The sequence below is a fragment of the Bacillus sp. XB1 genome (assembly GCF_053557995.1).
On record NZ_JBNRIL010000001.1, the window covers coordinates 61,794 to 81,583 of the forward strand.

Here is a 19,790-nt window from a genome sequence, read left to right on the forward strand (position 1 = left end):
AGAGATTCACTTGCAGCAAGGTTCGTACAGTATTACAATTTTTTTACTCGTCATAGGGCTCGTTATATTTAGACGCATGCGCTCTATGAATCGACCAATTAATAATAAAGGAAGACGACTACTATTGCCATTATTCTTCTTATTACCAGGTTTTTCTTTATACGCAGCACCGATACAACTTGCTGGTTGGCAAATTGGTATAGCTGCTGGGATCGGACTGTTATTGTCAATTCCACTTATTATTTTAAGTGGGTATGAAGTCAGAGAAGATGGTCAAATTTATGCAAAAAAAAGTATCGCTTTTATTGCTACATTTTTAGTTATCGTTCTTTTACGTGCTTATTTTAGAAGACATTTACAAGGTCTAGATCCAAAGTCAATCGGCATTCTTTTCTACACTCTTGCGGTTTGTTATATAGTACCTTGGCGTATTGGATGCTATATGAAATTTCGTAAAGTATATGTAGAGAAAGCAAAATTTGAGACGTCAATAAGCTAAAAGTCATACATTTGTATGGCTTTTAGTTTTTAAAATTTATCGGGTAAAGGAATGAAAATAAGGTGTGAAAAAACACTCTTTAATTTTCTGAATATTATTACTTTAATTTCTTGAAAAATCATTGTAATCCACTGGGATAAAGGCGTTTATAAAGGTTTTCACATGTAATGAAAAGTGCTCGTTCACTTGAAAGAACAAAAAATGTTTGTTAAGGTAGGGAACCATAAGTGAAAACAAGAAAAATGAAAGTAAGGACTTATTGACAATAAAAAATAAGTAACTTATAATAAATCTTGAGTTCGAGATAAATAATGTTCATAATGAAAATTTATTATGGTTATAAATCGAACAAATATTTTTTGTGAATTATCTTGAATTCGAGATAATTCAATAGGTTAGACGCCGATACGTAATTTTTCGATTAATATCTCGAATTCGAGATAAAATTATAATGACGGATTTTACTTTGTAGCATGGACAAAATGAATAATGAATTTAAATGTAAAAGAATTTTTATAATGAAATAAAAAAGGAGTGGAAGAAATGGAAAAGAAAACAATGGGAATCCATCATATTACAGCGATTGTAGGTCATCCACAAGAAAATGTAGACTTTTATGCTGGTGTATTGGGGTTACGTTTAGTGAAACAAACAGTGAATTTTGATGATCCAGGTACGTACCATCTTTATTTTGGAAATGAAGGAGGAAAGCCTGGAACAATTATTACGTTTTTCCCATGGGCAGGTGCTCGTCAAGGTATTATTGGAGATGGTCAAGTAGGAATTACGTCTTACGTTGTACCAAAAGGTGCAATGGAGTTTTGGGAAAATAGATTAGAAAAATTCGATGTTTCGTATACAAAAATGACTCGTTTTGGAGAGCAGTATTTAGAATTTGATGATCCGCATGGTTTGCATATAGAATTAGTTGAAAGAGAAAAAGGCGAATTAAATAATTGGAGTTTTGGAGAAGTTACACCAGAAGTAGCAATTAAAGGGTTTGGAGGTGCTGTTCTTTTATCTACACAGCCTCAAAAAACAGCTGAATTGTTAGAACATATTATGGGTCTTGAGAAAATTGGAGAAGAGGGTGAATTTGTTCGATTCCGTTCTTCTGCTGACATTGGAAATATTATTGATTTGAAATTATCAACAATCGGTCGTGGCCAAATGGGCGTTGGCACAGTTCATCATATTGCCTGGAGAGCGAGTGACGATGCTGATCAGCTAGACTGGAAAGAGCATGTGTCGCGTTTTGGATATCACGTAACTCCTGTACAAGATCGAAATTATTTTAACGCGATTTATTTTAGAGAACATGGTGAAATCTTATTTGAAATTGCAACAGATCCTCCTGGTTTCGCTCATGATGAATCGTTAGAGACGATGGGTGAGGAATTAAAGTTACCGGAACAATATGAACAACATAGAAAACAGATTGAACAAACGCTTTTACCATTTGAAGTGAGAAATTTAGATTAAAGTGATTGAAGGGGGAAAAGGATTATGATGAAACATGTTTTTCAAAAAGGAAAAGATACGTCAAAACCAGTGTTGTTATTACTTCATGGCACAGGTGGTAATGAATTAGATTTACTACCACTTGCAGAAATAGTTGATCCGGAAGCGTCGGTATTAAGCGTTAGGGGAAATGTGTTAGAGAATGGGATGCCGCGTTTCTTCCGCCGATTAGCAGAGGGCATTTTTGATGAAGAGGATTTAATTTTCCGTACGAAGGAATTAAATGAATTTTTAGATGAAGCGGCTAAAGAATATAAATTCGATAGAAATAACATTGTAGCTATCGGTTATTCGAATGGGGCAAATATCGCAGCAAGCTTATTATTCCATTACGAAAATGCATTGAAAGGTGCTGTGCTTCATCACCCAATGGTACCAAGAAGAGGAATGCAATTAGCAAATTTAGCAGGTAAATTTGTGTTTATTGCTGCTGGGACAAATGACCCAATTTGTTCATCAGCAGAGTCAGAGGAATTGAAGATACTATTAGAAAATGCAAACGCGAATGTAACAATGCATTGGGAAAATCGAGGGCATCAATTAACGATGGGTGAAGTAGAAAAAGCAAAAGAGTGGTATGACAAAGTATTTTAAAAAAGAAGCATCTGCTAACGATTAGCAGATGCTTCTTTTTTATTTAAGACTGGATTGCAAGATGAGATGAAGAAAGTGGTAGCTCAATATCAACAACTGTACCTTTATTTAATTCGCTTGAAATGTGTAATTTACCATGATGTTCTTCAATTATTTTGTAACACATCATTAATCCTAGTCCTGTGCCTTTTTCTTTTAAACTATAAAAAGGTTCGCCTAGACGGGAGATACGATCTTCTGGAATGCCACAACCTTCATCGATAATTCGTATTAAGATGAAATTATCCTCTAATGGTTTTGTTTGGATGAAAATATTTCCGCCATTTGGCATCGCTTCTATCGCATTTTTTAATATGTTTATAAAAACTTGTTTTAATTGGTTACCATCACATTGAATATCATATACGTAATCAAAATGATCCATGATGATATGAACGCTATGCATAATTGCAGTCGGCAAAATAAATGTAACTACCTCTTCAATTAAAGTTTGTATGTTACAAGTTTGGATAGATAATACTTGTGGCTTAGACATCGCCATAAATTGACTCGTGATGGATTCCATTTGTGAAATCTCACTTAACATAACATCGATATACCATTTTTGCTCCTCATTTATTTCAGGGAGGAGCAATGTTAGAAAACCCTTTAGGGAAGTGAGTGGATTCCGAATTTCATGGGCAATTCCAGCTGTCAGTTGTCCGACTACTGCGAGCTTCTCAGATTTTCGTAGTAACTTTTCAGTTTCTTTTAGCTCAGTAACATCTCTCCCCATCACGATAAGACCTTTGCGAGAACCATCAGGATGATAAAGCGGAACTTTTGATATACTTAAGATTAAATCGAAATCATCTCTATGTATAATAAATTCCTCGCCATGAAGAATTTGTCTTTGTTGCCATGCTAGTTCATCGACTTCTTCACAATGTAAAAAAGCTTCTCGGTATGCTTCATTATATTGAATGAGTTCGCTATCTTTTTTCCCGTGGTAAGGTACATGATGGAAGTTGAAGCAAGAAAGTGCGTAGTCATTTGCCTCAAGCCAGCGCCCTTCATGATCTTTAAATATAACAAACGCAGGCATGGAGTTTACTAATGTACGTAATCTCTTCTCACTTTCTTTTAGCATATTCTCAATTCTTTCTGATTTTTCAAGTGGCTTCATAATAGCGTATACACCAGTAAGACGATTTTGAACAAAAATAGGAACTAGTTTTGTCACAACATCTAATAAGAATCCATTTTTATGATAAATAGATAAGATATACTCTTGTTGATTATCCGCTTCAGTATTCTTTATATTTTGTAATACTTGCTCAGAAATATGGGCTCCTAAAATAGAGGTAATATTTTTCTGTTCTAATTCTAAAGAAGTGTAACCTAATATTCTTTCGGCAGAAGGATTTATATGTAGAATAACTCCTTCTAAGTTTAATGAAATAATACTATCAGGATTATGTTCGAACAGAGATGCGTACATTTCTGTTAATGAACGATCTTGTATATGGTTTCGCAAACGTCTAGAAATGTTCGGATGACGTTTTTTTTGAGTTGGTGAATATTTTTTACGACTCATAATAGTTCCTCCGTACAAATAGCATCTAAAAAGATTTGTCTATTCATAACTATAATATAGATGTGATGTGTATTTCTATAAAAAATGGAAGTTATAGAATAAATTTTGTTTTTTTATTTTTTTTGCAAAGTGAATGCAGGATGGTAATAAGGGGAGCTTATATTGTTTTATAACCCTTTTGTAAGTTACAGACGGCTGTTTTCCGTATAACATTAGGGTAGAGGAGGGGGAGAGAAAATGAAAAATTATATTCAAGGGATTGATCACGTGCAAGTAGCTGCACCTGTAGAGTGTGAAGAAGAGGCGCGTGATTTTTATGGGAATAAAATTGGTATGGTAGAAATTCCAAAGCCAGAAGAGTTGAAAAAACGAGGTGGATGTTGGTTTAAATGTGGAAATCAAGAAATCCATATTGGTGTCGAGCGGAACTTTACACCAGCTAAAAAGGCTCATCCAGCTTTTTATGTGAATGAAATTAATGAATTTAAGCAAACACTTATAGAGCAAGGTGTAAAAGTGATTGATGATTATGCACGGCCAGATGTAATTCGATTTTACGTATCAGACCCGTTTGGAAACAGAATTGAATTTATGCAAAATAAAGACTAGGTGTATTCCCACCTAGTCTTTAACTTCTTCTGAAAAGTCCTAACACTTCTACAGTTTCTGTAATATTAACGAATGCATTCGGGTCAATTTCAGAAATTGTAAGTTTCATACTTGCTAATTCTTCACGAGAAACGACCGTCATAAGTACACGCTTTTTCTCGCTTGAATAAGCGCCTTCGCCATCAAGTAACGTTATTCCACGTACAACAGTTGAAAGAAGCTGTTTTTTCATTTTTTCTGCTTCATTTGTTACAATCATAAGTGTAACTTTACGATGTTTTGTATGAACAGCATCAATTACTTTACCAGTTACATAAATTGAAAGTAAGCTTGTAAGTGCAACATCCCAGGTGAAGAAGAATCCTGCGATTATTACAACGACTGCATTTAAAATAATAAGGAATCCGCCAAGTTTAATGTCTCGCTTGCGGGATAAAAGCATACCGATAATATCAAATCCACCAGTGGATCCATTACAGTTAAAAACAAGACCAATACCAGCTCCGGCGATGACACCTCCGAAGATAGAAGATAACAATGGATCTGTTGCTACGACTTTTACTGGAACGTAGTATAATGCAACAGATAATACAACTACAGAGACAACTGTGTTAAAAATTACTTTTTTTCCAAGACCTATGTACCCTAAAATAAGGATAGGTAAGTTTAATACAAAGTTAATAATGCCTGTGTTTACAGGGGTTACAATCCCTAAAATAATAGCAATTCCGCCAATTCCACTACTTAAAATTTTGTGGGGGATAAGGAAAAGATTAAAGGCAACCGCAATAATAATAGAACCGATAATAACACCAAGGAATCTGACCATTTCTTTCCCGTCCTTCACTGAAAAATTCATATTATTTCAAGATTATATATGATATTGAAAGTTTTGGGTAAAAACAGTTTATTTTGGTAAATTAGATTAATCGAAAGAATTTGAGTATTTTATCATTTGAAAGGGGATACAGTTGTGAAGATAAAAACATATCAACAGAAAAGCCCGTTGAAGCAAGAATGTGAGGATTCTTATTTTTGTAATAAAGATAAAAAGATTTATGGTGTATGTGACGGTGCAACACCACTTGTCCCGTTTCGTGATGAAAATGGACATAATGGAGCATACATCGCTTCGCATTTATTTGCAAATTATTTTACTGCATTACGAGAGAATCATAGTTTACAATTTGCAGTTGCCAAAGCAAATGAAGCATTACAAAGCAAAATGTTAGAATATGAAGTAGACACGAGAAAAAAAGAGCATTTGTGGTGCACATGTATCGCGGCAGTTCAAATAGTTGGTGAGAAAATTGAATATGCGCAGCTTGGGGACTGTATGATTGTCGCAACTTTTCAAAATGGAACGATGCAAGTATTAACGAAAGACACAGTTGAAGGAATTAGTAAACGAGCAAAAAGGAAGAGGGAAGAAGATCGTAAGAAAGGTTTATCTGTGCCGGAAGAACCTGTTTTTCAAGATGTTCGAGAACAATTAAAGTACAATCGTTATCTTGCAAATATGCCAAATGGTTACTCAGTTGCAAATGGAATGAAAGAAGCGATACATTATTTACAACATGGTGAATTACATATAGATGAAGTGAGTGGAATTTTTATTTGTTCAGACGGGTTATTCCACCCAGATTGGTCATTAGAACAAACTGTTGCATATATAAGAAAGAATAGTATAAACGAATATGTAGCAATCATTGAAGAGCTAGAAGCGGAAAAGAGAATAAGGCCAGATGATAAAACGATTATTATGATTGATTTTTAAGAGGAGGCAGTTCAAATGGAAATTAAATATGTCAATCTAACATTTCAAGATGAATTAGTTCCTTTAGAAAAAGTAAATCAACTGATTATCCACCATACAGCTGAAGATGGATGGGACGTGTATAAAACGCATGAATTTCATCAAACTGTAAGAGGGTGGAGCGGGATTGGTTACAACTATTTTATCGAAAAGGACGGAACTGTAGTGGAAGGGCGAGGTTTACATATTGGAGCGCACGCGAAAGACCATAACCGCCATACAATTGGAATATGTATGACGGGAAATTTCGATAAATACGATCCAACTCCTGCACAAGTAAATGCATTATATTCTTTATGCAAAATGTTTATGAAGCAATTTGCTATAAAGAAAGAAAATATACTAGGTCATAGGGAGTTAGAAGGAGTTACAAAAAGCTGTCCTGGTAATCGTTTTTCTATGGTAGAGTTAAGGAAGATATTATCTTAAATATAGAGGAGTAACAACGATGATGAATATAAAAATACCAAATGATAAAAAAGAAGAACTTGTAGCGCAAATTCAGCAATTTTTCGTTGAAGAAGATTTAGATGAAATTGGACGTTTCCAAGCAGAGCGTTTAATAGAAGAAATGGTTAAATTAGTTGGACCATTTGCATACAATCAAGCAATTGGAGATGCAAGAAAGCTTGTAAGTGAGAAATTAACGAATATCGAAGAAGATTTATACGTGTTAGAGAAGAATGAAGGAAAATAAAAAAAGAGCCGATGGGCTCTTTTTTTATTTGATTGATAGCAAAAAAACATAGGGAAAACACGGAAAAGACATTGAAAATACACCTTTTATTTTTAGAATATTCTTAGTTTTAAAATACTTCAGAAAGGAAGATTGTAATGAGATTAACGCCAAGAGAAATTGATAAACTGCTAGTAGTTGTTGCGGCTGATTTAGCTTATCGACGAAAGGAGAGGGGGCTTAAGTTAAACTATCCAGAAAGTATCGCTATTATTACGTATGAAATTTTGGAAGGAGCAAGAGATGGTAAAAATGTAGCGGAATTAATGGAACTTGGAAAAACCATTTTAAGTGCTGAAGATGTTATGGATGGTATTGCAGACATGATATCAGATATTCAAGTTGAGGCAACTTTTCCTGATGGAACAAAATTAGTAACTATTCATCAGCCAATTCATTAAAGGAAGTGAATGTTATGATTCCAGGGCAATATATCCTTGCGAAAGAAGACATAGTATGTAATGGAAATAAAAAAGCAATGAAAGTCAAAGTGATAAATCAGGGAGATAGACCCATTCAAATTGGATCTCATTACCACTTTTATGAAGTGAATGAGGCGTTAAAATTCAATCGCAGTGTAGCAATTGGACAACATTTAAATATTCCAGCAGGTACAGCGGTAAGATTTGAGCCTGGAGATGAAAAAACGATTGAACTAGTTCCATATTCAGGGGAACAAGAAGTATATGGATTTAAAAATAAAGTGGATGGCGATATTCAATCTTACACAAAAAGAGGGAGATAGCATGAGTTTTAAGATGTCACGTAAACAATATGCTGATTTATATGGTCCAACTACAGGAGATTCTATTCGTTTAGCGGATACACAATTATTCGCACATGTTGATCGAAATGCCACTGTATATGGTGATGAAGCTGTCTTTGGTGGAGGAAAATCAATTAGGGATGGTATGGGACAAAATTCACAACTTACAAGAGAACAGGGGGTTGTGGATGTTGTTATTACGAATGCAATTATTATTGATTATACGGGAGTATATAAAGCGGATATTGGTATAAAAGATGGGAAGATTTCAGCAATTGGTAAGAGTGGTAATCCTTCAGTTATGGATAATATTGATATCATCATTGGAACATCAACGGAAGTAATTTCTGGTGAGCGGAAAATCGTTACAGCTGGAGGTATTGATACACATGTGCATTTCATATCCCCACAACAAATTGATACGGCATTGGCTTCAGGTATAACAACTTTAATTGGTGGGGGAACAGGACCGGCAGAAGGGACTAAGGCAACTACAATAACACCTGGATCTTGGAATTTAAGGAAAATGCTAGAAGCAGCAGAAGCTTTTCCTATAAATCTTGGATTTTTAGGGAAAGGAAATAGTTCAAGTTTACCTGCCCTGGAAGAACAAATATTTGCAGGGGCTATCGGATTGAAAATCCATGAAGATTGGGGAGCAACTTCGTCAGCAATTAATCACTCGTTACAGATTGCTGATAAATATGATATTCAAGTCGCTATTCATACGGATACGTTAAACGAATGTGGTTTTGTGGAAGAAACGATAAAAGCTATTGATAATCGTGTTATTCATACGTACCACACTGAAGGAGCTGGAGGTGGGCATGCACCAGATATTATAAAGATTGCTGCGCTGAATAATATTTTACCATCATCAACGAACCCGACCTTGCCATATACAGTGAATACGCTGGATGAACATTTAGATATGCTCATGGTATGTCATCATTTAAAAGCGAATATTCCAGAAGATGTAATGTTTGCAGATTCAAGGATTCGAAAAGAAACAATCGCGGCAGAGGATATTTTGCAAGATTTAGGGGTTTTCAGCATGATTAGCTCTGACTCACAGGCGATGGGAAGGGTTGGAGAGGTTATTATTCGCAATTGGCAAACCGCCGATAAAATGAAAAAGCAGATTGGTAGTTTAGAGGGAGATAAAGAATATAACGATAATAATAGAATTCAACGTTATATAGCTAAGTATACAATTAATCCAGCTATTACACATGGGATTTCAGAATACGTGGGCTCTATTGAAATAGGAAAGTATGCAGACCTTGTAATATGGGATCCACAATTTTTCGGTGTTAAGCCAGATATGGTTTTGAAAAACGGAATGGTAGTGATGGCATTAATGGGAGACGAGAATGCTTCAATTCCTACCCCACAACCATATTATGAAAAAAAGATGTTTGGTGCATATGGAAAAGCAGTACAGTCAAGTTCGATTACATTTGTATCGAAAGTAGCTTATGAGAATAATATTAAAGAAAAATTAGGTTTAAATAAAGTTGTATTACCTGTTAAAAATACGAGAGAGATTTCGAAGCAAGATATGAAGCTAAATAATGCAACACCAGAAATTGAAGTAGATCCGCAGACATATGAAGTTAAAGTTGATGGACAAGTAATCACGTGTGAAGCAGTAGATGTACTACCTATGGCTCAAAGATATTTTTTATTTTGATATAACGGGGGAGATAAAATGATTATTGAAAAAATTAATAACAACGTATGCAATATGAATGATTTCTCAAACACAAAAAAGCATCTTGATAAGATATTAATTTCTAGTGAGCTTTTACTGAAGAGAGTTCAGAAATTATATTCAGAATCTGGTTTTGAAATTGGGGTGTCTTTAGATAGTGGAGAAACATTAAAGAACGGTGATATTTTATATGAAGATGAAAATCGAATTGTGTATATTGAAGTATTACCAGAAGAGGTAATTGTAATTACTCCAAAATCAATAAAAGAAATGGGGATTATTGCTCATAACTTAGGGAATAGACATTTACCAGCACAATTCGATGAAGGGTGCATGATTTTGGCGAACGACTACTTAGTAGAAGATTTACTTAAAAAGGAAGGTGTTCCTTATCAAAAGGAAAATAGAGTATTACCAAAACCGTTCAAGCATGCTTCGCACAAACATATTTAACCTACTTAACCTACTCCAAATTAGTGATTCGAACTTCCCAACAGGAAGTTTTAGTCACTCTTTTGGATTAGAAACATTTATTCAAGAGGGACAAGTTACAAATAAAGACGGGTTTTTCAAATGGGTTAATCGATATGTAAAAGTCCAATTAACATACACGGACGGCTTAATTTGCAAATATACTTACGAAGCCATTAAGAATAATGAGGGAGAACAAATTACATTTTTAGATGATTTAATAACAGCACAAACATTGCCTTTTGAATGTAGAAAAGCAAATAGAATGATTAGTAAAAGTACTTCTAAATTATTGTGTGAATTGTTCTCGTTTGTAAATTTAAATATATATAAAGAAAATATTATGGGTAATAAATTACAAGGTCATCCGAGTATTGTATACGGAATATTAGGGGCGGAATTGAAAATGACAATAGAAGAAACGCTCTTAGTTTTCTTATACTCAAGTGTTGGAAGTATAATTCAAAACGGTGTGAGAGCCATTCCTCTTGGACAAACAGATGGTCAAAAACTATTACAAGAATGCCATGAATTAATCTGCGAATCTATTGATAGAATTCAAATACTTTCATTAGAAGATTTTGGATTGAATGATCCTGAATTCGAAATAAATCAAATGCAACATGAAGATGTAAATGTAAGGGTCTTCATGTCATAGGGAGGAAGAATAAAATGATAAAGCCTATTAAAATTGGTATCGGTGGCCCCGTAGGTGCTGGGAAAACCATGTTAGTTGAAAAGTTAACAAAACATCTAAATACAGATTATGAAATTGCAGCAATTACAAACGATATTTATACGAAAGAAGATGCAAAGATTTTATTGAAAACAGGTGTTTTATCAGAAGATAGAATTATTGGTGTAGAGACAGGGGGGTGCCCGCATACAGCAATTCGAGAGGACGCTTCTATGAATTTTGAAGCAATTGAAGAACTCATGATTAGACATAATAATTTAGATATTATTTTTATTGAAAGCGGGGGTGATAATTTAGCTGCCACATTTAGTCCGGAGCTAGTGGATTTTTCAATTTATATTATTGATGTGGCACAGGGAGAAAAGATTCCGCGTAAAGGTGGACAAGGAATGATCAAATCTGATGTATTTGTAATTAATAAAACGGATTTGGCACCTTATGTAGGAGCTAATCTTGGAGTTATGGAGCAGGATACGAAAAATTACCGACATAATAAACCATACTTTTTTACAAATTTGAAGGATGAGGAAGGTTTACAAGAATTAATAAATTGGATGAGACAGAACATTATGTTAGAAGGACTGAAAAAATGAAATCCCCTACAGGTGTCTTAAACATTGATATGATGGAAAAGAGACATAAAACCGTACCTATTAAGGTTTATCATAAAGATGCCTTAAAAGTAACGCAGCCAATATATTTGGATGAGTATGGTAGAGCATATTACTATATTATGAATTCTGGTGGAGGCTATTTAAAAGGAGATTTCTATTCTATAAATATAAATGTTGGTAAAGATGCGAAAACATATATAACAAGCCAATCAGCAACGAAAGTTTACAAGACTCCAAATAGTTATGCTTTGCAAGAATTGAATTTTTATATTGGTGAGAATGCTGTTATGGAGTATTTACCAGACCCGTTAATTATGTACAAGGATGCAGCATATAAGCAAAAAACAAATATATATATGCAAAATAATTCTACATTGATTTTATGCGATTCAGTTACGCCTGGTTGGTCGCCAAATATGGAGAAGTTCACATACCAATATTTTGATTCGTTAACAAAAATATATATGGAAAATAAACTTGTAGTATACGATCATTTATTGCTAAACCCTTTCAAAGAGTCGTTAGATCAAATGGGAATATTAAATCAATATTCCCATTATGGTACTTTCATAGTTATTAATGAGAACATTACAAATGATTTAATTGCAACATTGAAAACATCACTTTCTAACACTAACAATATGAAAATTGGAATATCTTCTACACCATGTAAAGGCTTTGTCATTCGCATACTTAGTCATAATACTGAGGATATGGAGTCTATATTTTTTCAGTGTCATCGTTTTGTTAGAGAGAATTGTCTACATGAAGAATTAACATCCTATCGAAAATATTAAGTAGGAGAAGGGGATACTATGACTAATGTGGGATTATTGTTTGTCGGTGCAGTTCTATTTATGAATTCACTAGCAGCTTTTAAACTTATTGATAGCAAAAGTGTAGGATACTTTAATTTATTTGTAGGGGCATTACAAACTTTGACACCATTATATTTATTATTTACAGGAAGTCAATCCGATGAGTGGACTATCCTATCTAATGGAACTATTTTTTTATTTGGTTTTACTTATTTATATGTTGGTCTTACGAATATATTAAAACTTGATTCTTCAGGTGTAGGTTACTATTCTCTTTGGGTTGCTATCATTGCAACGGTTATGGGAATTGTGAATCAATTACATGAGAGTGGTAGTTTGCAAAGTACAATAATTTGGTTCTTTTGGGCATTCCTTTGGTTTTTATTTTTCCTACAAGATGGATTGAAAAAGAAGATTCATATTTATGTAGGTATTGTTTGCTTCATTGAATCTTGGATTACTGCAACAGTACCAGCTCTGTTAACACTTACAAATCATACCGACGTGTTAAATAATTTTGTAATTATTTTAGCGACTATTATAACGATTTTAGTTTTTATTATGGCACTTTTCTTTTTCAAGAGTATTCAATTTAAAGTAGAAAGGGTTAGTAACTATGTGGAAAAGTGAACTGAAAAAGGCAACCAACTTTTTTGTTATTATTATATTTCTTCATGTGCTTGGAATTTTATTATTATTACCGGCGCTATATAAAGGTAATAGCATAATCGGAATGGCTATTATTGCATATTCTTTAGGGTTGCGTCATGCGTTTGATAGTGATCATATTGTCGCAATTGATAATACTGTTCGGAAATTAATTGAAAAAGGTAAAAACTCACAGGGGGTGGGATTTTACTTCTCATTAGGACACTCTACGGTAGTATTTGCGATGATTGTATTAATTGCTTTAATTGGAAAAACGGCAAAACATGGAATGGAGAGCTTTTCAACTATAGGCGGTATTATCGGTACAATCGTTTCTAGTACATTCCTTATCATTATTGGTCTTACCAATCTGTTGTACCTTATTAAAGTGTTGAGAAGCCACGAGGACAAACAGCCAGAAAATTTAGGGTTTATATATCGTTTCACACAGCGCTTATTTACGTTTATTGATAGTCAGAAGCAATTGTATATAATCGGTTTTTTATTTGGACTTGGTTTTGATACAGCGAGTGAAATTGGATTAATTGCTCTTTCTACAGTAACTGCAACAAGTCAATCTATTCCACTTGTAAGTATATTTGCTTTCCCCGTTTTGTTTGCTGCCGGAATGTCATTGATGGATACATTAGATAGTACATTCATGAATACGAATTATAAGTGGGCAATGGAAAATAGTCGAATAAGAAATTCATATAATGTATTAATTACCTCAATATCTGTTATTACGGCTTTTTTAATAGGGGGATATCAACTATTATCTTTGCTTATTGAAAGCTATAATTTACAGGGCCCGTTTTGGAATCTCATACAAGTAGTTAATTTTGATTATCTGGGTATATGTCTTGTTGCATTCTTTATTATTTCTCTTATTGTTTTTGTTGTATGGAATAGAAATGCCTTTAAAGAACCGCTTACAAAGAGCATAGAGAAATAAAAATATATCATATGTCATTTGGTTCATTATGTATATAAAGTAAAATAAAAAACACGTTAGATGAAAATTCATCCAACGTGTTTTTTATTATTTATGTTCCTTATATTCATGTACTTTTTCTTTCACATTACCAACTGTATCTTTAGCAGTGCCTTTCACCTTATCCCATTTTCCTTCAGCTTGTAATTTCTTATTGTCAGTTACTTTCCCAACAGCTTCTTTTACTTCGCCTTTTACCTTATCAATGGCACCTTCTACTTTTTCTTTTAAACCGTGTTCATGCTTAGTCATACATTTCTCCTCCTTGTAGTTTGATTAGAATTCTCTTTTCATAGTGCAAGTTGAATGATGTACCTAGTAATAGCGTAACAAATCTAGTTGGAATATTCAAATGATTAATAGGATAGAAAAGGAATTGTCATAAAATGTTTAAAAATGTAACGGAAGGAGAAATAAAGTAAATTATAATATGTCTCTTGCGGTCCATATTGATTTTGTATAAGCAATTTTCATGTGGGCACGTTCCATGTTATTTTGACTGCCGCTACCGAACCTTGCTTGTCCAACTATTAAAGTACAATTGGATTCAATAGCTGTCTTAATTCGTTTTTGAATTAATGCAGTATGACAGCCTTTACGCTGAAATTCTGGCAAAGTAGCAGAAGCAGCTAATGATGCGACACCCTTATTTATATACAGGACACCAATACCAGCAGGGATATTTTGAACTTCAGCTATGAAAAAATGCCATCCTGGTTCATTGTAAAGAATTTCATTATTTTGGCGCACGCTATCTTTTGTAAAGGATGGCATATTAAATCCACATACATAAATGTCTGCAAAAATATCAAACTCATTTTCTTTTAGTTTTCGTATTGTAATATTAGAAGGAAGAAGTGATGAACTCTCTCTCGGTATACTATACAAAGCAGTATGGAAGCTAGATTGATAAAACCCTTTTTGAGATAAGTATTGAAATAATTCAGTTGTACCTTGTGCTGGGGTAATTTCAAAACGACAAGGGATTTGTAGTGATTCATAATAAGAAATGATTGCATCAATCGCATCTGCATTTGTAATACCTTTTACCGTATTAAAAGCAGGACCAGCAATTATTTTTGATGAAAAGGCAGTGGCGCTACCGAATTTTTTCATTTGCACTTGCATGGGGTTTCCGCTTATTGTTTGTAGTCTCTCTAATCTAGAAGAGAGCATATCAATTTCTGCATTTTCAATTTCTGTTGCTATATCGAGTGTCATAACAGTAGTCATAAAATTCCTCCGTTAATAAATATATTTCATAGTATATATACGATTTTTGTTTTGAGATTCCTGTTGTAATGTAGGAGAATAAGAAGTTTTTTGGAAGGGAAATGGAATTGAACTGTCGAAGGGAGTAGAAACAGATTAAAGGTGGTGCTCTCATGAAACAGAAAGACGTGCAGACATGCTCTAATTGTGGTTCTCAAAATATAGGAGAAGGTGAGTTTGTCGGATATGCACAAATACGGAAAAAGGAAACGATGTTCACATCTTCACCGGTGGATGCTTATATTTGTACAGATTGTGGGAATATCCTTTTATTAAAGGTAAGGAATTATGAAAGGTTTAAACAGAAACCTTTATGATTATTGAGAAGTGGTCATATCCAACTTTGTATACGAAACGACTTATGTTAAGGAAAATGAATATGAGTGATAGTTTACATATATATGAGTATGCTACAGATAAAGAGATGACAACTTTTACTGTATGGGATGCTCATCGATCGTTATGTGACACATATAACTATGTAGAAGAAATTGTGGGGCAATATAATGAAGGGCAAGTAGCACCTCTTGGAATTGTATTAAAAGAGGAGAAGAAACTTATAGGCACGTGTGGATTTATAAAATATGATTTGGTCACACATACAGCAGAAATTGCATACGCCTTATCTCGAAAATATTGGGGAAGAGGATTAGCTACGGAGGCTGCATTAGCTTTTTTCTACTATGGTTTTCATGAGTTGCATCTTAATAGTATTGAAGCGGGATGTGATTCAGAAAATGAAGCATCTGAAAAATTAATGAAACGTTTGAATATGGAGTACGAGTGCACGATTCAAAAGGATATGTTCATTAAAGGTAAGTATCGTGACACGAAAAGATATTGTATATCTCGAGAAAGATATATGGATAAATGAAATATTTCATATAAAAAACTCCTTTAAATGAATAAAGGAGTTTTTTTATTTTTTATAACAATAATTACCTTTAATTATTATAATTGGTTGTTAAGGGGTCTTGGTTTATTAACGCCATAATCATAGAAGGAAAATAGCTAAATCGTCTATAAAACCATTAAATAACACAATCGCAACCGTAAGTTGACAAAGTGCAACCCCGGGAAGATAGAGATAAGGGCAATGTCTACATACAATTTAGGTAAGAAAACAAAGGGGGGCACACATATGGGATTTGGTGAAAAGCTTTTTAAATTAAGAAAGGAAAAGGGCCTTTCTCAAGAAGCATTAGCTGAAAAATTAAACACAACAAGGCAAGCGGTTAGTAAATGGGAAAACGGTCAAGGTTTTCCTGAAACTGAGAAGTTAATAATGATTGGAAATGTTTTTGAAGTATCACTCGACTATTTATTAAAAGAAACTGCAGAGCAAAGTAATGAAAATGTGGATGGCTATTACGTAAGTCAGGAAATGGCAGAAGGGTATATAGTGTACGGACAAAAGATTTCAAAATATATAGCGTTAGGGTTTAGTTTGCTTATTTTGTCTACAATACCGTATCTATTATTTAAAGAAAATGCAACAATGTCGACATTTCTTGTCATTATCATTGCTGTTCTTGGAATTGGAGCAATGATGGCACCTGTAACGATAGAAGAGAGTCGATACAATGTATTGAAAAAGGAAGAACTACTATTTGATCAAAACTTTCTAAAAGAATTGACAAAAAGATATGTGATTATTAAGAAGAAGTATGCTGCGGTAATGATCGTTGGATTTTGTTTTATAGCAGCAGGCGCGATCCCGTTTTTGTTTGAGAAAAAGCATATCACTTCAGGGGAATTAGTTCAGTATTATCCGTACTGTGTTGTACTTATTGCTATCGGAGTTTATCTTTTTGTTCGTGTGTTAGGAGTATGGGAGATATATCGAATTTTAGTAGAAAATAAGGAATACAGTAATCGTTTTATTTTTAAACTGAAAAAGAAAGTAAGAAAAAAGGTAGATAGTTTATAAAAGATAAAAAACATGTTTCGAATCAATGTATTCAAAACATGTTTTTTATCGTTCTGAATTATTTCCAAAGAAATAATTCAGAAAAAACAGAAAAATGTCGTAACCATTTGCGGAATTCTGTTATAATAAACGAAAAATGAAAACGCTTTAAAGGGGGATATAACCAATATGATGATGAATGTACCGCTAACAATTAGTTCTATGATGGAAAGAGCAGAGAAACTGTTTTCGAAGAAAGAAATTGTTTCACGGACACATGATACAGTTACAACGTTAACGTATAAGCAGTTAGGGGAAAGGACGAGAAGACTTTCCAGTGCGTTGAAAAAGCTTGGAATTAAAGAAGGTGAACGTGTAGGAACGTTAGCGTGGAACCATCATCGACATGTAGAAGCGTATTTTGCTATTCCAGGTATTGCTTCTGTTTTGCACACGATTAATATTCGTTTATCTCCTCAACATATTTCATACATTATTCAGCACGCAGAAGACCGAATTCTACTTATAGATGAAGATCTCGTACCGCTCGTTGAAAATATTCAATCACAATTATCAACTGTACAAGCTTACATTATTATGACTGATAAAGATGAACTTCCAAATACTATGCTGGAGCCTGTATATCATTATGAAAAGCTATTAGAAGAAGGCGATCCCAATTTCCAATTTGTAAAAGATATTGATGAAAATACACCTGCTGGTATGTGTTATACGTCAGCGACTACAGGAAACCCAAAAGGTGTTGTATATACGCATCGTAGTACTGTATTGCATTGTATAGCACTCGGTTTAGCTGATACAGCTGCTTTATCGGAAAGTGACGCAGCAATGGCAATTGTCCCGATGTTTCATGTGAACGCTTGGGGACTTCCTTTTGCGGCTACTTGGTTTGGATCAAAACAAGTTCTTCCTGGACCGATGTTTACCCCGAAAATTTTATTAGAGATGATTCAATCAGAAAAAGTGACGTTAGCTGCGGGTGTGCCGACAATTTGGCTCGGCGTATTACAAGAGTTAGAAAATAATAGTTACGATTTATCTAGTATGACGAGAATACTATGCGGAGGTGCAGCTGCGCCGAAAAGCGTTATTAAAGCATTTGAACAGAAACATAATGTTCCATTCATACATGCATATGGTATGACTGAAACGAGCCCACTCGTAACACTTGCACGTTTAAAAAGTTATGAAACAGAATTATCGTATGAAGAGCAATTAGAAATTAGATCAAAACAAGGGTATCTTGTCCCTGGTGTAGAGATGAAAGTAGTCGGTACAAATGGTGAAGTGAAGTGGGATGGTACGGAGATGGGAGAACTATGTTTACGAGCGCCATGGATCGCTGAAAGCTATTATAACGATAATCGTACTGTCGAAGGTTTTCGTGATGGTTGGTTATATACAGGAGATGTCGTTACGGTTGATGAGGAAGGCTGCGTGAAAATTGTTGACCGTACGAAGGATGTTATTAAAAGCGGGGGAGAATGGATTTCTTCGGTCGATCTTGAAAATGCTTTAATGGCACATGATGCTATATTTGAAGCGGCTGTCGTTGCAGTTCCTCACCCTCAGTGGCAAGAGCGACCAATTGCCTGCGTCGTTCAAAAGAAAAATAGTACGGTTACAAAAGAAGAAATATATGAGTTTTTAAAACCACAGTTTGCGAAGTGGTGGTTGCCAGACGATATTGTCTTTATGGAAGAAATACCGAAAACATCTGTTGGGAAGTTTTTAAAACAGGCGCTTCGGAAAGAACTGGAGCATTTGCATAGAGAGAAATAAGTGAATTCTTATTTGTAAACTTAAATGAAATAAAAGTTGACAAAAGAAGGGTGGAAAGATAATATAATTTTCGTGATATGTTATCTGAAACCACTTTTAAGTTTACAAACAGGAGAAGAAAATATGCATACAAAAAAATTAGTTTTCGTCGCTTTATTTAGTTCTATTATGGGAGTGTTAGGGTTAATACCTCCGATTGCTCTTTCTATTACACCAGTTCCGATTACATTGCAATCACTCGGTGTTATGCTTGCGGGTGGATTGTTAGGGTCACGCCTTGGTGCATTAAGTCAGCTTATTTTCTTACTTATTGTAGGAGTTGGAGCACCATTACTTGCTGGTGGACGCGGTGGCCTTGGTGTATTTGTTGGGCCAAGTGCAGGATATTTACTTGGTTACATCATTGGAGCGTTTGTTATTGGTTATTTAATTGAGCGTTTACGTGAAGTTTCTATTATAAAAGTATTATGTATTAATATAATTGGTGGTATTTTCGTAGTTTATGTATTTGGTATTACTGTACAAGCGTTTTTAATGGATGTTTCTGTATGGGAGACAATGAAAGTGAGTGCTGTGTTTTTACCAGGGGATTGTATAAAAGCAATTATCGCGGCGATTCTCGTAACAAAATTACATCGTTCATTGAAACATATTATTACGCCCGCTTTAAAGAATGGAAAATATACAAATGCGGGATGATAAAGGGAAGAAACACGTTAATTCCGTGTTTCTT

Annotated in this window: 25 protein-coding genes; 21 read left to right on the forward strand and 4 right to left on the reverse strand. The window is 34.2% G+C overall.

Going from position 1 to position 19,790, the window contains the following annotated elements:
* The first annotated feature begins 10 nt into the window (after nt 1-10).
* The 3 genes from ACK1U5_RS00350 to ACK1U5_RS00360 all read left to right on the forward strand — a co-directional run bounded on the left by ACK1U5_RS00350 (nt 11) and on the right by ACK1U5_RS00360 (nt 2,614).
* Nucleotides 11-499, forward strand: coding sequence for a cytochrome c biogenesis protein CcdC (locus ACK1U5_RS00350; RefSeq protein WP_001183922.1), 489 nt, complete (start codon nt 11-13; stop codon nt 497-499).
* A 543-nt stretch (nt 500-1,042) separates the two neighbouring features.
* A complete protein-coding gene (locus ACK1U5_RS00355; RefSeq protein WP_000412731.1) occupies nt 1,043-1,981 on the forward strand; it encodes a ring-cleaving dioxygenase in 939 nt (312 codons plus the stop codon).
* Nucleotides 1,982-2,005: 24 nt separating this feature from the next.
* Nucleotides 2,006-2,614 (forward strand): alpha/beta hydrolase, encoded by a 609-nt coding sequence (locus ACK1U5_RS00360; protein WP_000975483.1) that lies wholly within the window; start codon nt 2,006-2,008, stop codon nt 2,612-2,614.
* A gap of 43 nt (nt 2,615-2,657) precedes the next feature.
* Here the strand turns inward: ACK1U5_RS00360 and ACK1U5_RS00365 are convergent, their stop codons facing one another.
* A complete protein-coding gene (locus ACK1U5_RS00365) occupies nt 2,658-4,190 on the reverse strand; it encodes a BA3702 family sensor histidine kinase (RefSeq protein WP_048568333.1) in 1,533 nt (510 codons plus the stop codon).
* 237 nt (nt 4,191-4,427) lie between these two features.
* On the opposite strand from ACK1U5_RS00365, the gene ACK1U5_RS00370 reads away from it, so the two are divergent.
* Nucleotides 4,428-4,799, forward strand: coding sequence for a VOC family protein (locus ACK1U5_RS00370; RefSeq protein ID WP_000800767.1), 372 nt, complete (start codon nt 4,428-4,430; stop codon nt 4,797-4,799).
* A gap of 19 nt (nt 4,800-4,818) precedes the next feature.
* Here ACK1U5_RS00370 and ACK1U5_RS00375 read toward each other — a convergent pair whose 3' ends face one another.
* Nucleotides 4,819-5,628, reverse strand: a complete 810-nt coding sequence (locus tag ACK1U5_RS00375) for a YitT family protein (protein WP_000251344.1) — start codon at nt 5,626-5,628, stop codon at nt 4,819-4,821.
* Nucleotides 5,629-5,754: 126 nt separating this feature from the next.
* Between ACK1U5_RS00375 and ACK1U5_RS00380 the strand changes: the two genes are divergently transcribed.
* From ACK1U5_RS00380 to ACK1U5_RS00435, 12 genes are all read left to right on the forward strand, one after another.
* On the forward strand, nt 5,755-6,576 hold the full coding sequence (locus ACK1U5_RS00380; RefSeq protein WP_053078841.1) for a protein phosphatase 2C domain-containing protein: 822 nt from the start codon (nt 5,755-5,757) through the stop codon (nt 6,574-6,576).
* A gap of 15 nt (nt 6,577-6,591) precedes the next feature.
* Nucleotides 6,592-7,044 carry a peptidoglycan recognition protein family protein gene (locus ACK1U5_RS00385; protein ID WP_000404192.1) on the forward strand — a complete coding sequence of 151 codons (453 nt, stop codon included), beginning with the start codon at nt 6,592-6,594 and terminating at the stop codon, nt 7,042-7,044.
* Nucleotides 7,045-7,063: 19 nt separating this feature from the next.
* The gene (locus tag ACK1U5_RS00390) at nt 7,064-7,312 is read left to right on the forward strand and encodes a DUF2164 domain-containing protein (RefSeq protein WP_000981075.1); all 249 of its coding nucleotides are present in this window, start codon (nt 7,064-7,066) and stop codon (nt 7,310-7,312) included.
* Between the two features lie 137 nt (nt 7,313-7,449).
* Entirely contained in the window at nt 7,450-7,752 is a 303-nt protein-coding gene (locus tag ACK1U5_RS00395; protein WP_001241328.1) for an urease subunit gamma, read from the forward strand.
* 14 nt (nt 7,753-7,766) lie between these two features.
* Complete coding sequence (locus tag ACK1U5_RS00400; protein ID WP_000612160.1) at nt 7,767-8,096, forward strand: urease subunit beta; 330 nt, start codon at nt 7,767-7,769, stop codon at nt 8,094-8,096.
* Between the two features lies 1 nt (nt 8,097).
* On the forward strand, nt 8,098-9,810 hold the full coding sequence (gene ureC / locus ACK1U5_RS00405) for an urease subunit alpha (protein WP_000008664.1): 1,713 nt from the start codon (nt 8,098-8,100) through the stop codon (nt 9,808-9,810).
* An 18-nt stretch (nt 9,811-9,828) separates the two neighbouring features.
* Nucleotides 9,829-10,284: an urease accessory protein UreE gene (locus ACK1U5_RS00410; protein ID WP_000582805.1), complete on the forward strand. Its 456-nt coding sequence runs from the start codon at nt 9,829-9,831 to the stop codon at nt 10,282-10,284.
* Nucleotides 10,262-10,960, forward strand: a complete 699-nt coding sequence (locus tag ACK1U5_RS00415) for an urease accessory protein UreF (RefSeq protein ID WP_000946573.1) — start codon at nt 10,262-10,264, stop codon at nt 10,958-10,960. Before ACK1U5_RS00410 ends, ACK1U5_RS00415 begins: the two co-directional genes overlap by 23 nt.
* Nucleotides 10,961-10,974: 14 nt before the next feature.
* A complete protein-coding gene (gene ureG, locus ACK1U5_RS00420) occupies nt 10,975-11,592 on the forward strand; it encodes an urease accessory protein UreG (protein WP_000594928.1) in 618 nt (205 codons plus the stop codon).
* A complete protein-coding gene (locus ACK1U5_RS00425) occupies nt 11,589-12,410 on the forward strand; it encodes an urease accessory protein UreD (RefSeq protein ID WP_000841915.1) in 822 nt (273 codons plus the stop codon). Before ureG ends, ACK1U5_RS00425 begins: the two co-directional genes overlap by 4 nt.
* Before the next feature lie 18 nt (nt 12,411-12,428).
* A complete protein-coding gene (locus ACK1U5_RS00430; protein WP_000185993.1) occupies nt 12,429-13,061 on the forward strand; it encodes an AmiS/UreI family transporter in 633 nt (210 codons plus the stop codon).
* On the forward strand, nt 13,048-14,034 hold the full coding sequence (locus ACK1U5_RS00435; protein ID WP_000265977.1) for a HoxN/HupN/NixA family nickel/cobalt transporter: 987 nt from the start codon (nt 13,048-13,050) through the stop codon (nt 14,032-14,034). Before ACK1U5_RS00430 ends, ACK1U5_RS00435 begins: the two co-directional genes overlap by 14 nt.
* A gap of 87 nt (nt 14,035-14,121) precedes the next feature.
* Here the strand turns inward: ACK1U5_RS00435 and ACK1U5_RS00440 are convergent, their stop codons facing one another.
* Together ACK1U5_RS00440 and ACK1U5_RS00445 are read right to left on the reverse strand one after the other, a co-directional pair.
* Nucleotides 14,122-14,325 (reverse strand): CsbD family protein, encoded by a 204-nt coding sequence (locus ACK1U5_RS00440; RefSeq protein ID WP_000160423.1) that lies wholly within the window; start codon nt 14,323-14,325, stop codon nt 14,122-14,124.
* A 171-nt stretch (nt 14,326-14,496) separates the two neighbouring features.
* Entirely contained in the window at nt 14,497-15,306 is an 810-nt protein-coding gene (locus ACK1U5_RS00445; protein ID WP_048568330.1) for a GNAT family N-acetyltransferase, read from the reverse strand.
* Between the two features lie 152 nt (nt 15,307-15,458).
* Here ACK1U5_RS00445 and ACK1U5_RS00450 point away from each other — a divergent pair, with 152 nt between their 5' ends.
* The 5 genes from ACK1U5_RS00450 (at nt 15,459) to ACK1U5_RS00470 (ending at nt 19,756) form a co-directional block, all read left to right on the forward strand.
* On the forward strand, nt 15,459-15,662 hold the full coding sequence (locus ACK1U5_RS00450) for a hypothetical protein (RefSeq protein WP_000810210.1): 204 nt from the start codon (nt 15,459-15,461) through the stop codon (nt 15,660-15,662).
* The gene (locus tag ACK1U5_RS00455) at nt 15,659-16,219 is read left to right on the forward strand and encodes a GNAT family N-acetyltransferase (RefSeq protein ID WP_000582844.1); all 561 of its coding nucleotides are present in this window, start codon (nt 15,659-15,661) and stop codon (nt 16,217-16,219) included. Before ACK1U5_RS00450 ends, ACK1U5_RS00455 begins: the two co-directional genes overlap by 4 nt.
* A 267-nt stretch (nt 16,220-16,486) precedes the next feature.
* Entirely contained in the window at nt 16,487-17,275 is a 789-nt protein-coding gene (locus ACK1U5_RS00460; protein WP_000505614.1) for a helix-turn-helix domain-containing protein, read from the forward strand.
* Nucleotides 17,276-17,443: 168 nt separating this feature from the next.
* Nucleotides 17,444-19,057: a long-chain fatty acid--CoA ligase gene (locus tag ACK1U5_RS00465; protein WP_000980200.1), complete on the forward strand. Its 1,614-nt coding sequence runs from the start codon at nt 17,444-17,446 to the stop codon at nt 19,055-19,057.
* A gap of 123 nt (nt 19,058-19,180) precedes the next feature.
* The gene (locus tag ACK1U5_RS00470; protein WP_000556954.1) at nt 19,181-19,756 is read left to right on the forward strand and encodes a biotin transporter BioY; all 576 of its coding nucleotides are present in this window, start codon (nt 19,181-19,183) and stop codon (nt 19,754-19,756) included.
* Nucleotides 19,757-19,790 lie beyond the last annotated feature (34 nt).

Bases quoted from the DNA above. Each gene is read 5' to 3' on its own strand.
- ACK1U5_RS00470 (WP_000556954.1), top strand. From the start codon at position 19,181: ATGCATACAAAAAAATTAGTTTTCGTCGCTTTATTTAGTTCTATTATG.
- ACK1U5_RS00365 (WP_048568333.1), bottom strand. From the start codon at position 4,190: ATGAGTCGTAAAAAATATTCACCAACTCAAAAAAAACGTCATCCGAAC.
- ureG (WP_000594928.1), top strand. From the start codon at position 10,975: ATGATAAAGCCTATTAAAATTGGTATCGGTGGCCCCGTAGGTGCTGGG.
- ACK1U5_RS00375 (WP_000251344.1), bottom strand. From the start codon at position 5,628: ATGGTCAGATTCCTTGGTGTTATTATCGGTTCTATTATTATTGCGGTT.
- ACK1U5_RS00415 (WP_000946573.1), top strand. From the start codon at position 10,262: ATGCTTCGCACAAACATATTTAACCTACTTAACCTACTCCAAATTAGT.
- ACK1U5_RS00455 (WP_000582844.1), top strand. From the start codon at position 15,659: ATGATTATTGAGAAGTGGTCATATCCAACTTTGTATACGAAACGACTT.
- ACK1U5_RS00355 (WP_000412731.1), top strand. From the start codon at position 1,043: ATGGAAAAGAAAACAATGGGAATCCATCATATTACAGCGATTGTAGGT.
- ACK1U5_RS00425 (WP_000841915.1), top strand. From the start codon at position 11,589: ATGAAATCCCCTACAGGTGTCTTAAACATTGATATGATGGAAAAGAGA.
- ACK1U5_RS00435 (WP_000265977.1), top strand. From the start codon at position 13,048: ATGTGGAAAAGTGAACTGAAAAAGGCAACCAACTTTTTTGTTATTATT.
- ACK1U5_RS00390 (WP_000981075.1), top strand. From the start codon at position 7,064: ATGATGAATATAAAAATACCAAATGATAAAAAAGAAGAACTTGTAGCG.
- ACK1U5_RS00395 (WP_001241328.1), top strand. From the start codon at position 7,450: ATGAGATTAACGCCAAGAGAAATTGATAAACTGCTAGTAGTTGTTGCG.
- ACK1U5_RS00465 (WP_000980200.1), top strand. From the start codon at position 17,444: ATGATGATGAATGTACCGCTAACAATTAGTTCTATGATGGAAAGAGCA.
- ACK1U5_RS00430 (WP_000185993.1), top strand. From the start codon at position 12,429: ATGACTAATGTGGGATTATTGTTTGTCGGTGCAGTTCTATTTATGAAT.
- ACK1U5_RS00450 (WP_000810210.1), top strand. From the start codon at position 15,459: ATGAAACAGAAAGACGTGCAGACATGCTCTAATTGTGGTTCTCAAAAT.
- ACK1U5_RS00445 (WP_048568330.1), bottom strand. From the start codon at position 15,306: ATGACTACTGTTATGACACTCGATATAGCAACAGAAATTGAAAATGCA.
- ACK1U5_RS00440 (WP_000160423.1), bottom strand. From the start codon at position 14,325: ATGACTAAGCATGAACACGGTTTAAAAGAAAAAGTAGAAGGTGCCATT.
- ACK1U5_RS00385 (WP_000404192.1), top strand. From the start codon at position 6,592: ATGGAAATTAAATATGTCAATCTAACATTTCAAGATGAATTAGTTCCT.
- ACK1U5_RS00400 (WP_000612160.1), top strand. From the start codon at position 7,767: ATGATTCCAGGGCAATATATCCTTGCGAAAGAAGACATAGTATGTAAT.
- ACK1U5_RS00410 (WP_000582805.1), top strand. From the start codon at position 9,829: ATGATTATTGAAAAAATTAATAACAACGTATGCAATATGAATGATTTC.
- ACK1U5_RS00370 (WP_000800767.1), top strand. From the start codon at position 4,428: ATGAAAAATTATATTCAAGGGATTGATCACGTGCAAGTAGCTGCACCT.
- ACK1U5_RS00360 (WP_000975483.1), top strand. From the start codon at position 2,006: ATGATGAAACATGTTTTTCAAAAAGGAAAAGATACGTCAAAACCAGTG.
- ACK1U5_RS00460 (WP_000505614.1), top strand. From the start codon at position 16,487: ATGGGATTTGGTGAAAAGCTTTTTAAATTAAGAAAGGAAAAGGGCCTT.
- ureC (WP_000008664.1), top strand. From the start codon at position 8,098: ATGAGTTTTAAGATGTCACGTAAACAATATGCTGATTTATATGGTCCA.